Annotated in this window: 15 protein-coding genes, 3 tRNA genes and 1 pseudogene; all 19 read left to right on the forward strand. The window is 53.1% G+C overall.

Annotated features, from left to right (window positions below):
- Positions 1 to 1,315 (forward strand): AAA family ATPase (locus tag H5U36_05720; protein MBC7217643.1); only part of this gene is annotated, 1,315 nt, incomplete at its 5' end.
- The gene (gene ftsY, locus H5U36_05725) at positions 1,315 to 2,229 is read left to right on the forward strand and encodes a signal recognition particle-docking protein FtsY (protein ID MBC7217644.1); all 915 of its coding nucleotides are present in this window, start codon (positions 1,315 to 1,317) and stop codon (positions 2,227 to 2,229) included. The genes H5U36_05720 and ftsY, both read left to right, overlap by 1 nt.
- A gap of 56 nt (positions 2,230 to 2,285) precedes the next feature.
- The gene (ffh, locus tag H5U36_05730; GenBank protein MBC7217645.1) at positions 2,286 to 3,623 is read left to right on the forward strand and encodes a signal recognition particle protein; all 1,338 of its coding nucleotides are present in this window, start codon (positions 2,286 to 2,288) and stop codon (positions 3,621 to 3,623) included.
- Positions 3,624 to 3,649: 26 nt separating this feature from the next.
- Positions 3,650 to 3,910 (forward strand): 30S ribosomal protein S16, encoded by a 261-nt coding sequence (gene rpsP / locus H5U36_05735; GenBank protein MBC7217646.1) that lies wholly within the window; start codon positions 3,650 to 3,652, stop codon positions 3,908 to 3,910.
- Complete coding sequence (locus H5U36_05740) at positions 3,907 to 4,137, forward strand: KH domain-containing protein (protein ID MBC7217647.1); 231 nt, start codon at positions 3,907 to 3,909, stop codon at positions 4,135 to 4,137. The genes rpsP and H5U36_05740 overlap by 4 nt, the downstream gene beginning before the upstream one ends.
- Positions 4,138 to 4,148: 11 nt before the next feature.
- Positions 4,149 to 4,667: a 16S rRNA processing protein RimM gene (gene rimM, locus H5U36_05745; protein MBC7217648.1), complete on the forward strand. Its 519-nt coding sequence runs from the start codon at positions 4,149 to 4,151 to the stop codon at positions 4,665 to 4,667.
- Positions 4,664 to 5,380 (forward strand): tRNA (guanosine(37)-N1)-methyltransferase TrmD, encoded by a 717-nt coding sequence (trmD, locus tag H5U36_05750; protein MBC7217649.1) that lies wholly within the window; start codon positions 4,664 to 4,666, stop codon positions 5,378 to 5,380. Before rimM ends, trmD begins: the two co-directional genes overlap by 4 nt.
- A gap of 39 nt (positions 5,381 to 5,419) precedes the next feature.
- Complete coding sequence (rplS, locus tag H5U36_05755) at positions 5,420 to 5,782, forward strand: 50S ribosomal protein L19 (GenBank protein ID MBC7217650.1); 363 nt, start codon at positions 5,420 to 5,422, stop codon at positions 5,780 to 5,782.
- Between the two features lie 28 nt (positions 5,783 to 5,810).
- Positions 5,811 to 6,317 carry a signal peptidase I gene (gene lepB / locus H5U36_05760; GenBank protein ID MBC7217651.1) on the forward strand — a complete coding sequence of 169 codons (507 nt, stop codon included), beginning with the start codon at positions 5,811 to 5,813 and terminating at the stop codon, positions 6,315 to 6,317.
- 40 nt (positions 6,318 to 6,357) lie between these two features.
- Positions 6,358 to 6,897, forward strand: a pseudogene (locus H5U36_05765) (ribonuclease HII).
- Entirely contained in the window at positions 6,785 to 7,252 is a 468-nt protein-coding gene (locus tag H5U36_05770; protein ID MBC7217652.1) for a YraN family protein, read from the forward strand. Before H5U36_05765 ends, H5U36_05770 begins: the two are co-directional and overlap by 113 nt.
- Before the next feature lie 12 nt (positions 7,253 to 7,264).
- Complete coding sequence (locus H5U36_05775) at positions 7,265 to 8,794, forward strand: YifB family Mg chelatase-like AAA ATPase (protein MBC7217653.1); 1,530 nt, start codon at positions 7,265 to 7,267, stop codon at positions 8,792 to 8,794.
- Positions 8,791 to 9,885: a DNA-protecting protein DprA gene (gene dprA / locus H5U36_05780; GenBank protein MBC7217654.1), complete on the forward strand. Its 1,095-nt coding sequence runs from the start codon at positions 8,791 to 8,793 to the stop codon at positions 9,883 to 9,885. Before H5U36_05775 ends, dprA begins: the two co-directional genes overlap by 4 nt.
- Positions 9,886 to 9,984: 99 nt before the next feature.
- The gene (locus H5U36_05785) at positions 9,985 to 10,458 is read left to right on the forward strand and encodes a helix-turn-helix domain containing protein (GenBank protein MBC7217655.1); all 474 of its coding nucleotides are present in this window, start codon (positions 9,985 to 9,987) and stop codon (positions 10,456 to 10,458) included.
- An 18-nt stretch (positions 10,459 to 10,476) separates the two neighbouring features.
- Positions 10,477 to 10,707, forward strand: coding sequence for a hypothetical protein (locus tag H5U36_05790; protein ID MBC7217656.1), 231 nt, complete (start codon positions 10,477 to 10,479; stop codon positions 10,705 to 10,707).
- On the forward strand, positions 10,704 to 10,895 hold the full coding sequence (locus tag H5U36_05795) for a transposase (protein MBC7217657.1): 192 nt from the start codon (positions 10,704 to 10,706) through the stop codon (positions 10,893 to 10,895). Before H5U36_05790 ends, H5U36_05795 begins: the two co-directional genes overlap by 4 nt.
- Positions 10,896 to 10,960: 65 nt before the next feature.
- Positions 10,961 to 11,049, forward strand: a tRNA-Leu gene (locus H5U36_05800).
- 27 nt (positions 11,050 to 11,076) lie between these two features.
- A tRNA-Met gene (locus tag H5U36_05805) sits at positions 11,077 to 11,153 on the forward strand.
- Positions 11,154 to 11,162: 9 nt separating this feature from the next.
- Positions 11,163 to 11,237 (forward strand) — tRNA-Glu (locus H5U36_05810).
- Positions 11,238 to 11,598 lie beyond the last annotated feature (361 nt).

Below are 11,598 nucleotides of genomic sequence, written 5' to 3' on the forward strand. Positions count from 1 at the left end.
TGAAGAGAAGGCGCTGGAAAGACAGAGAAGAGAAGAGGAACTCCGCGTCGTTCAGTGGCAAGAGCGCCTTTGTCAGAAAGAGGAAAACAAGCGCCAGGTTGAGGAAAGACTCCATTTTCTGTCTTCAGAGCGTGAGCGCCTTCTGGAATCCCTTCAGAGAGTTAGAGAGGGAATTGCGAGTCTCTCAGCAGAAATTAGCGCACTTCAGAAGGTTCTTGCCCGTGCGGAGAAAGCTGCAAAGAAGGTTCAGGAAAGGAAGAACCAGGAAGAGGCAAGGAAAAGGCAGTACGAGAAGTTTCTCTGGGAGATTCAAAGGATCCGGAAAGAGGTTCTTTCGGTAGTTGCAGAGATGGGGGAAAATGGGAGGATTCTTCATGTCCTTACAGAGCAACTTGCTCATTGTGGATGGGAGCTTCAAGGGCTTCTTCAAACTGTGAGGACTAAAGAAGCGCTCCTCCAGGAGGAAGAAGAGAAGAGGGAGCTTTTGGAGAAGACTATAGGGGCAAAACGCCACAAAGAGAAAGCTCTCGAGCGTCAGAAAGAAAAGTGGCTTAGGGAGAGAGAGCGTTTGCACTTTGCAAAGGGAAAGCTTTGTGAGGAAATTGAACGCGTGGAGGGCCTTCTTGCCAATCTTTGGGAATTTGACTCCTCCGAGTTTCAGGCGCTTGATCTTGAGAGCTTGAGACGCGTCGTTGAAGAGGAGGAGAAATTTCTTGCAAGTACACCTGTTCGGAGAGGGGCCATAGAGGAGTACAGGGAGCTCGAATCTCGAGAGAAAGAACTCAGGCAGCAGGATTCTTTCTTTGGGGAACTTTTAGACCTTGCGGCTTCGGAGATTAAAAGCCTTGAGCGAAGTATTCAGCGAGAGTTCCACGCCTTTCTGGATGGGGCAAGGAAAGCTTTCTCAAGGTATTTCCGGCAAATTTTTCAGGGTGGCGACGCAGTGCGGAATGATGGGGTTCATCTTGAGGTGCAGATTCCGGGAAAGAAGAGGCAGGGAATGGCACTCCTCTCAAGCGGAGAACGAACCCTGGTGGCCTTGTGCTTTCTCTGCGCTTGTTTTGAAGCGAAGGGAGCTCAAATGTGTTTCTTTGACGAGATTGACGCCAATCTCGACCATACGAATAGCTCACTTCTTGCTCAAATCCTTAAGGAATTTTCTGCGTCCCGGCAGGTTGTTATTGTGACGCACAAAGAAGAAGTGATGGAGGCTGCAGACCGGATTCTTGGAGTGACCATGAGTGAGCCGGGAGTATCCCAGATCATTCCCTGTGAGAGTCTTGCAGAGCGAGAACTTCTGAGAGGGGGACGGTAATGGAGAAGGGGTTGTGGAGAAGGTGGCTTCAAGGAGTGGGGCGTATTAAAGAAGAGGTGAAGGAACGCTTTGCTCAGCTCTGGTCCCAGAAGAGCCCGCGACCTGAAGAATGGGAAGAACTCGAGGAAATGCTGATTGAGGCCGATATTGGACCCAATCTTGCTCTGGAACTCGTTGCAGAATTCCGGAACCTGAAGGAAAGGTCCCGCGGGAATGCAGACTGGAGGGAGTGGCTTTACGAGAAGCTGATGTCCTTTTTTGACCAGGATGAACACCGTCTTTTCCCTCAAGCTCAACCGGAATCCCTGAAGGCCATTTTCCTTGTTGGTATAAATGGTGTTGGAAAGACCACGACTGCCGGGAAACTTGCTCACCTTGCGAGGATGAAGGGGGAAAAGGTTGTTCTCATCAGTGCGGACACCTTTCGGGCTGCAGCAAATGAACAGCTTGCCATTTGGGCCCAGCGAGCGGGATGCCGGTTCTTTGGAGGTTCTCCCGGTGCTGATCCTGCGGCGGTTGTCTACGACGGGTTGCAGTCGGCTCTCAAGGAGAAAGAGACCTTAGCCATTGTGGATACCGCGGGACGGTCTCACGTGAACAAGAACCTCCTTGCCGAACTTGAGAAGGTATCTCGGGTGGTTCGCCGTTTCCTCCCTGAGGGGAACGTCGAGAATCTCCTCATCATTGACGCCTTGGCTGGCCAAAATGCCTTCGCCCAGGTTGCATCTATTGCTCAGGTTGTGCCTCTTACCGGCATTGTTCTCACTAAATGGGATAGCCAGGCTAAGGGAGGAATTCTTTTCCGGATACGAAAAGAATTCGGTCTTCCCGTGAAGTACATCGGAATTGGGGAAGGAATAGATGACCTCCTCCCCTTTGATGCTCAGGAATTTGTCCGCGCTATTGTCTTTTAACGCATTTTTCTTTATCATCTCTATGGGTCTTTCCCGGAAGAACGAGGTGGAGAGGATTGTTCGAGGAACTTGCGGAAAAGTTCACCGGTATTTTCAAAAAGCTAAGGGGTAAAGGTCGCCTTACCGCAGAGGACGTAGATGCTGCCTTGCGGGAACTTCGCCTTGTGCTCCTTGAGTCCGACGTGCATTACCGGGTGGTGAAGGACCTCATCGGTCGAGTGCGTGAAAGGGCTGTGGGTCGGGAAGTCTTGGAAAGTGTTACCCCTGCAGAAATAGTCATGAAAATCCTCTGGGATGAGATTCGGCAAATTCTTGGGGGAGAGGCCAAAGATCTCCACGTTCCCTCCGTGACCCCTGCCCTTTTCCTTCTTGTGGGTCTCCAGGGTTCGGGAAAGACCACCACCTGTGGGAAACTTGGGCTTTTCCTCAGGGAACGCCACTACCTTCCTCTCTTGACCTCAACGGATACCCGCCGACCGGCAGCAAGGGAGCAGCTCCGAGTTCTTGCCCTCAAAGCAGGACTCGATTTCTTTGACCTTCCTTCGGCGCAGCATCCTCGGGATGTGGTCCGGGCTGCGCGGCAGTATGCCCGGGAGAAGGGACAGGACGTTGTCCTTGTGGACACCGCAGGGAGGCTCCACGTTGAGGAAGAGCTTCTCCAAGAGCTTAGAGAACTCGTCGAGAGTGAAGAATTCCACGAAGTGTTCCTTGTCCTTGACGCTACAACCGGTCAAGAGGCGGTGAGGGTAGCTGAGCGTTTTCGGGAGTGGGTGGAACCCACCGGTATTATCCTCACAAAGGTCGATACCGATGCCCGGGGAGGCGCGGTGCTCTCCATCGTTGCCCAAACCGGATGGCCGGTAAAACTCATCGGCGTTGGAGAGAAACTGCAACAGCTTGAGGTCTTCCATCCCGAGCGGATGGCAAGCCGCATCCTTGGCATGGGAGATACCTTAAGCCTCATCGAGCGAATTGAAAGGGCCATTACTGAAGAGGAACGGAAAAAGATCGAGCAACGGGTTGAGAAAGAAGAGTTCACTTTTGAGGACTTTCTCGAAGAGTTGCGCCGCCTCAAGCAGGCTGGTTCCTTTGATGAACTTGTGAATATGCTTCCCACTCAGTTGCGGGGGATGCTTGCTCAAGTCGACGGGGAGAAAAGCCTCAAACGTACCGAGGCAATCATTCTCTCGATGACTAAGGAGGAGCGGCGAAACCCATCGATCATCAATGCTTCTCGAAAGCGACGCATTGCCCGGGGAAGCGGAACAACCGTTCAGGAGGTTAACCGGCTCCTGCGGGAATTCGAAGAGGTCCGAAAACTCTGGAAAAAGATGAGGAAAGGACACCTCTTTCCTCTTTCTCGGAAAAGAGGATTCTTTGGTTTTGGATTCTAAAAACGACTGAAAGGAGCGTTGTGCATATGGCTGTACGAATTCGTCTCATGCGCATTGGACGGACTCATCTCCCTCAGTACCGGATTGTGGCAACGGATTCTCGGGAAGCCCGGAACGGGAAACCACTTGAGGTTCTTGGAAATTACTCCCCTCTCCAGGAACCAGAGCTCACCTCTCTCAAGTGGGATCGCATCGAGTACTGGCTTTCCCAGGGAGCAGAAGTCTCAGACAAGGTTCGGGCTCTTCTCAGGAAAGCCAAAAAGCTCCAGGAGGCCGAAGTTCGGTGAAGGAGCTCCTTGAGTTCCTCGTTCGTTCCCTTGTCGATGAGCCGGATAAAGTGAGCGTGACAGAGGTCAAGGGAGAACGTTCTGTGGTGTACGAGGTCAGGGTTTCCCCTGCCGATACGGGGAAGATTATCGGGAAGCAGGGAAGGGTGGCGAAAGCCCTCCGCACCATTGTCAAGGCGGCCTCCGCAAAAAGCGGGACGAAAGCTGTGGTGGAAATCCTCGGGTAGGAGGGGGCTCTGTGCCTCGCCGAATTGATTGGGTTGTGGTGGGGAAAATCACCACACCCCACGGGCTTAAGGGATGGGTCCGAGTTTTGCCCCTTACGGACTTTGGGGAACGCTTTGCCCGGGGTGCGATTTTTCTCGTTGGGTCCCCTGAAAGGACTTTTGTGGAACGGGTTGTGGAGGATGTCGCTTGGCGAGGGAACTTCCTTCTCCTCCGCTTTCAGGGGGTAGCCTCTCGGACGGAAGCGGAGATGCTCCGTGGGTTTTACCTTGCTGTTCCCCGAGAGGACGTTCCTCCCCTTCCTCCCGGCCACTTCTACCATTTTGAGCTTGTGGGACTTACGGTTCTTGAGAGGGGGACTCCGCGGGGAACAGTAGACGCTGTGGTTCCTATGTCGGTGTACGATTACTTAGTGGTGAAAGACCCTGCAGGGCGGGAATTTTTCCTCCCCTTTGTTTCCGCCTTTGTTCTCAGTGTGAATCTCGACGAGGGGTTTCTTGAAGTGAGTTGTCCTGAGGGTTTCTGGGAATGAGGTTGCGCATCGACATTGTGACGCTCTTCCCGGAGGCCATTCGGCCCTACCTTAGTGCTGCACTCCTTGGAAGAGCACAGCAAAAAGGCCTTGTCTTCATCAAGGTCCACAACCTCCGAAGCTTTTCACAGGACCGGTACCGTACGGTGGATGATTACCCTTTCGGCGGTGGCCCCGGAATGGTCTTAAAGCCTGAACCCCTTGTTCGAGCTGTGCGATTCATCAGTGAGTACACGGGGAGTACCCCTCTTGTCATTGTTACAAGCCCTCAGGGAGAGCTCTTCAACCAGCGCATGGCTAAGGAATTGGCGCAAAAAGAACACCTTCTCATTCTCTGTGGGCGGTACCAGGGAATCGACGAGCGGGTCATCGTGCTCACCAATGCCCGGGAGATTTCTATTGGAGATTACGTGCTCTCTGGAGGGGAACTCCCGGCACTTGTGATCACCGAAGCAGTGGTGCGGCTTCTTCCTGGAGCCCTGGGAGACGAGGAATCTCTTCGGTACGACTCGTTCTCGGAGTACCCCTTTGGTCCTCCGCAGTACACACGACCCAGGGTTTTCTGTGGCCTTGCAGTTCCAGAGGTTCTCCTTTCGGGGAACCATGCCCTTATCGAAAAGTGGCGGAGAGAAAGAGCTCTGGAGAAGGCAAGGAAAATGCGCCCGGACCTTTTTCCTTGTGACCGTTGCGAAAGAAGTGAAGGCATGGTATAGTATTTCGAGATTTTTCTCTGGCCTGAGGAGGAGGTTTCCATGGATAGAGCACGAATTCTGCGAGCGATCGAGGGAAGCTTTGTAAAAGACGACGCCGAAGTTCCGCAGGTTGCTCCTGGGGATACGGTTCGCGTTTACTTTAAAGTTATCGAGGGTGATAGAGAGCGCATTCAGCCTTTCGAAGGACTGGTTATCGCGGTACGAGGATCAGGGGTTAATCGGACGTTTACGGTGCGGAAGGTCTCTTTTGGGGTAGGTGTTGAGCGAATTTTCCCTCTCTACTCTCCCCGTATCGAACGCATCGAGATTCTCCGGCGTGGAAAGGTCCGACGCGCAAAGCTCTATTACCTGAGGAAGAAGAGTGCCAAAGAATCGCGCCTTGAAGAGAAACGGGAAGTCTGAGAAGCTGAAAAAACCGAAGAAGGGTGCCTTGCGCGAGCTTGTTGAAACCGTCCTTTGGGCGCTTGCCATTGCTTTCCTTGTGCGGTACTTTGTCATTGAAGGGTACTACATTCCAAGCACTTCCATGGAACCAACGCTTGTCCCGGGAGAGCGAGTTCTCGTTGCCAAGTTTTTATACCGTTTCACTGAGCCTCACCGTGGGGATATCGTTGTCTTCCGGTACCCTATTGATAACCGAAAAAACCTTATAAAGCGCATCATCGGTCTTCCTGGTGAACGTATTGAAATTGCCGATGGCAAAGTCTTCATTAACGGAGAACCGCTCACCGGGGAACTCTTCAATCGGACGTACTACAGCGCTGGGTACTATGGTCAGGGGGAACGGGTGATTCCGGAAGGACACTACTTTGTCCTTGGGGACAACAGCAGCAACAGTGACGACAGTCGTTTCTGGGGATACGTTCCTCGGAAGAACATCCTGGGAAGAGCCTTTCTCGTGTACTGGCCGCCCCACCGTGTTCGTATCCTCCACTGAGTACCTCGAACACAAGCTCTGGAGGGCAGGGTACCGTCACATCGGAGGGGTTGATGAGGCTGGTCGAGGACCCCTTGCAGGTCCTCTGGTAGCGTCTTGCGTTGTCCTTTCTCCTTCTTTTCCCCTCCAGCATGTACCGGATGCGAAGCGTCTTACACCAGCACGTCGGGGGGAATTCTTTGAGGTCATATGCCGTGAAGCGGTTTGCGTCACTTTAAGTGTCGTAGGGGAACAGCTCATCGATTGTCTCGGCATCCAGAGAGCTAACGAACTTGCTCTCTATGAAGCGGCATGGCGAGCAAGTTCCCTTGGGCGATACGAGTACCTCATCGTTGACTGGATACGCATTTCCTGGTCTTTTACCCCCCTTCTGTCCCTCCCTCAAGCCGAGGAGAAAAGCCTTGCGGTAGCCTGTGCCTCGATTGTGGCCAAGGTTTTCCGGGACCGATTGATGGAAGAGTGGTACGATGTTCTTTTCCCGGGATACGGATTCGCAAAGCACAAAGGGTACGGAACGGCGATGCATTTTGAGCGTATCAGGAATCTTGGGCTCTCTCCGTGCCACCGAAGGACTTTCTGCCAGGAAGAGTAAGGGTATCCAGGGGGAAGTCTTGGCAGAACGGTGGCTTCGGCGATCGCTCAGGGCGGAGATTCTTGAGCGGAACTTTCGTTCCCCCTTTGGAGAAATTGACCTTATCGCCCGGAAAGGGAAAATCCTTATCTTCGTCGAGGTTAAAACCCGCAAGAGTCTTACCAGTGGACTTCCTGAGGAGGCCGTGACTGAGGAAAAGCAAGAGCGCATCCGAAAGAGTGCCCTCTTCTACCTTACCCAGCATGGGTACGATCCGGAACAGACCCTCTTTCGTTTCGACGTTGTTGCCATCTATGTGGGCTCTGGGAAGCCCCAGATCCGCCACTATCCGTCAGCTTTCTAAGGAGGGAAGTACGTGCTTGCACGGATACTCAGTGCAACGAGTTTTGGAATCGATGCCCGTTTCGTGGAAGTTGAGGTCGATGTTGGAGCAGGTCTTCCATCGTTTCACATTGTGGGATTACCCGACAGCGCTATTCAGGAAGCCCGAGAACGGGTTCGGAGTGCCCTGAAAAACAGCGGCTTTGCTTTTCCCGCTCAGCGAGTTACAGTTAACCTTGCACCGGCTTTTCTGAAGAAAACCGGGAGCGATTTTGACCTTCCCATTGCTCTTGGTATCCTCCTTGCAACGAAGCAGCTCCGTGCTTTTCCAGAAGGTGTTGTTGCCTTGGGAGAGCTTTCTCTTTCTGGGGAATTACGGCCGGTGAACGGAGCCTTTCCGGTGGCCCACTTCCTTTCTCTTCAGGAACGACGGTACCGAATGCTTCTTCCTGTGCAGAACGCTCGGGAAAGTGCCGTAATTTCGGGGGTTGAGGTTTTTGGTTTCAGGAGTCTCAACGAGGTCTGCGATTTCCTTGAGGGAAAGCATGAGGCTAAGCCCTTCTCGCGCTCCTGGGAAGAGTGTTTTACTTCCCCTTCCCCCGAAGAGGATTTAGCCGAGGTTAAAGGGCAACGTCAGGGAAAAAGAGCCCTGGAGATTGCGGCAGCAGGAGGACACCATCTCCTTTTCATAGGTCCGCCGGGTTCTGGAAAGACCATGCTTGCCAGGAAACTTCCTTCCATTCTTCCTCCGCTCACCGTTGAACAGGCCATAGAGGTTACGAAAATTCACAGTGTCGCCGGCCTCCTCTCAGAGGACCAGCCTCTTGTCGTTACCCCTCCCTTTCGGGCACCGCACCATACCATTTCTGATGTGGCGCTCATTGGTGGAGGGCAATGGCCAAGACCTGGAGAAATTAGCCTTGCCCACCATGGCGTCCTTTTCCTCGACGAGGTCCTTGAATTCCGCCGGAATGTCCTCGAAGCCCTTCGAGAACCCTTAGAGACGGGTAGAATTACCGTAAGCCGTGTAAATGCCACAATTACTTATCCGGCTCGTTTCACCCTTGTCCTTGCCTGTAACCCTTGTCCGTGCGGGTATTTTGGGGATACGAAACGTCCATGTACCTGTTCGCCTCAGCAGATTGCCAAGTACCGGAGTAAGCTCTCTGGACCTCTTCTTGACCGTGTTGACCTTCAGGTGGAAATTCCACGTCTTGAGGTCCATGAAATCCTTTCCGAGAGACAGGAAGAGTCTTCTAAGGAAGTGCGGAAAAGGGTGGAAATGGCCCGAGAATTCCAAAAGAAACGTTTCCGAGGCGAAGGTATTCTCCTCAACGGTGAGATGAAGCCACGGCACATTAAACGGTTCTGCACCCTTTCCCAGGAAGCAAAGCGCTTCCTCGAGACCACTCTCCAGAGGCTTTTCCTGAGCACCAGAGCATACCATCGGGTTTTGAAGGTTGCCCGCACCATTGCCGATCTTGAGGGAAAAGAATGCATCGAGGTTCACCATGTTGCCGAGGCTATTCAGTACCGGTTTCTCGACCGGCAGCGCGTGCTATGACTGAGGACCTTCCCTTCTGGGTGGCTCTGAACCACGTACGAGGTATTGGTCCCACTCGTTTCCAAAGACTCCTTGAGGCCTTTGGTAGCGCTGCCGTAGCCTGGTGTGCTCCCTCTGGGGCTCTCCGGGAAGCTGTTGGAGAGAAGCTTGCGGAGCAAATTGTTGCTGCGCGGGCAAAAATTGCCCCTGAGAAACTCTACGATTCTATTCTACAGGAGGGGATTCAGGTCATTCCCCTTCCCGATCCCCGGTATCCTCCTCTTCTTCGGTACGTCAAACGTCCCCCATTTCTCCTCTACGTTGAGGGGAGTTTCTCTTTTCCTGATTGGGAAAAGTACCTTGCCATTGTGGGCACTCGCCGTCCCACTCCTTATGGGTTGAAAGTAGCGCGCCTTTTCGCCCGAGAACTCGCCAGGGAGGGATGGGTTATTGTCAGCGGTCTTGCCATAGGTATCGATGGTGAAGCCCAGCAAAGCGTCGTAGAGGAAGGTTACCCTACGATTGCTGTTCTCGGTAGCGGTTTACGGTGCGTGTACCCGAAAGCACACCTTTCCCTTGCCCGGGATATTGTGGATAAAGGAGGAGCCCTGGTGAGCGAGTACCCTCCCCTTGAGGGTCCTCGTCCGGAACATTTCCCGCTCCGAAATCGGATTATTGCTGGCTTGAGTCTTGGAGTTCTCGTCATCGAGGCTCCCAGGAAAAGCGGTGCCCTCATCACTGCCGATTTCGCCCTCGAAGCAGGAAGGGAAGTCATGGCTATCCCTGGACCAATTTTCTCTCCCCAGAGTGAAGGAACCAATGCCCTCATTGCTCAAGGCGCAAAGCTTGTGCAGGATGTTTCTGATGTCCTTGAAACCTTTGGCTTTTTTCCCTCTCGGGTTGGAGAAACCTCGAAATCGGAAAGAGAACTTGTTCCCCTAAGTGCAAAGGAAGAAGAGCTCCTCTCTTTTATCGACTACACAGGAGTTTTCATAGAAGAGCTCCTTGAGAAGACCGGTTGGAGCGAGGGGGAATTCTTTCAGGCCCTTCTGACCCTCGAGGTCAAAGGGCTTGTAGAGGAGCTCCCCGGAGGCAGGGTAGCAAGGAGGTGATTGGGAAACCGGTCTTTCCCCATCCCCCTGTCCCGGTTCACACAGATCTGCAACAGGTAGTCTTCACTCCACCTTGAGTCTCTCTTTGGGTATGCCTCTTTGGCAAAGCTTGCCAAGATCCATGGGCTCTCCAAGAAAGCCAAGATTCGCCTTGAAGTCCTCGACTTTGCCAGAAAACACCCTGTTGCTGTCACCTGCAGGAGATACGGCATTGCCCGGAGCACCTACTACCGCTGGAAGAAGAAGTTCAACCCCAGGAACCTGAAGAGTCTGATACCCTCGAGAAGACCCAAGAAGGTCCGCAAACCCAAGTGGACTCCAGAGCCCGTTGAGCGGATTCAAGAACTCAAAGAGACCTATCCCTTCCTGGGGAAGGAGAAGCTCACCCTTTTGCGGTCTCCTCTTCCACCGTGGGAAGAATTCTCTGTAATCCTCAGGGAAGCAAGAGTCCAGAAAGTCCAGGTGAAAAAGAGTGCAAGGACCAAAAGACCCTATGCCAAGAGGAAACCCAAGGACTGTGTTCCCAAAGAACCTGGGGACCTCATCGCCATTGATACCCTGGAGATGAACTGAAGCAGTTCTCTGGGAGCTGTGTATCTTGCGCTTTGCCTTTGCTTCCCTCTACACCAGAGCCACGAGAGGTTAGCCCGGGAGTTCCTCGAAGAGCTCCTCAGGGAGAGTCCCTTTCCTGTACGGGGCATCCAGGTGGATGGAGGGAGCGAGTTCTATGGGGAGTTTGAGGAGGCCTGCAGAGAATATGGCATTGAGCTCTTCGTCCTTCCTCCCCGTTCCCCCACATCGGTGGGGTGGTGGAACGGTTGAATCGGACCTTCCGGGAGGAGTTCTGGGCTTACTACGATGATGCCGTTGATCTCAAAACCATGAGGGACCATCTCAAAAGGTGGACGGAAGAGGTGTATAATCGAAGAAGACCTCATTGGAGTTTAGGGAGAGGACCCCTGGGAGTACCTGAGGGATACTGGAATTGTAGAGTGTCCCACATGATGTGAACCTAAACGCCCTCTTGACTCCTGGAAATTTGCTGCTAAAATATAGGATGCGCACGGCCGGTTGTGCCGGAGTGGCGGAATAGGAAGACGCAACGGACTTAAAATCCGTTGGAGCGCAAGCTCCGTGCCGGTTCGATTCCGGCCTTCGGCACCAGAAGAGAAGCAGAACAAGAGGATACGACGCGGGGTGGAGCAGTCAGGAAGCTCGTCGGGCTCATAACCCGGAGGTCGCAGGTTCGAATCCTGCCCCCGCTACCAGATAGGTGTGGCCCAATCGAATAGTGGTTAGTTCGGCGGGCTCTCAATCCGCAAGCCGGGGTTCAATTCCCCGTTGGGCCACCATTTTTATTTAGGATCCCCTCCTTGTTTCCCTGCTATTTGCCGACCTGTGGGCTTCTGTTTTTGAATTTTTTTCTTCCCCCCTCTGGGGATGTTCCAAAAATAGGGTACAGGGTCTTGAAACGAAAGCAGGGGAGATGGTAAAACCTCCCCTGCCATGAGGAAGATGAGTGTTGAGGAAATCGTAAGGCTTGTCGGGTTCTTCTACGAGAAGATTGTACCATATCTTCCAAAACCTTCAACTCGAAGGGGAAGACCTCGGAAGTTCTCTGACCAAGAGATTCTCTCTCTCCTCCTCGTGAAGGAGATGTACGCCCTCTCCTTCAGGGAAGTTCTCTCCCTCTTCAGGAGTTTTTCTACGGAG

It is taken from the genome of Candidatus Caldatribacterium sp. (genome assembly GCA_014359405.1).
Classification (GTDB): Bacteria; Atribacterota; Atribacteria; order Atribacterales; family Caldatribacteriaceae; genus Caldatribacterium; species Caldatribacterium oleiphilum.

Coding starts and splice junctions, on each gene's coding strand:
- ftsY (MBC7217644.1), top strand. CDS start 1,315: ATGGAGAAGGGGTTGTGGAGAAGGTGGCTTCAAGGAGTGGGGCGTATT.
- rpsP (MBC7217646.1), top strand. CDS start 3,650: ATGGCTGTACGAATTCGTCTCATGCGCATTGGACGGACTCATCTCCCT.
- trmD (MBC7217649.1), top strand. CDS start 4,664: ATGAGGTTGCGCATCGACATTGTGACGCTCTTCCCGGAGGCCATTCGG.
- rplS (MBC7217650.1), top strand. CDS start 5,420: ATGGATAGAGCACGAATTCTGCGAGCGATCGAGGGAAGCTTTGTAAAA.
- H5U36_05770 (MBC7217652.1), top strand. CDS start 6,785: ATGTTCTTTTCCCGGGATACGGATTCGCAAAGCACAAAGGGTACGGAA.
- dprA (MBC7217654.1), top strand. CDS start 8,791: ATGACTGAGGACCTTCCCTTCTGGGTGGCTCTGAACCACGTACGAGGT.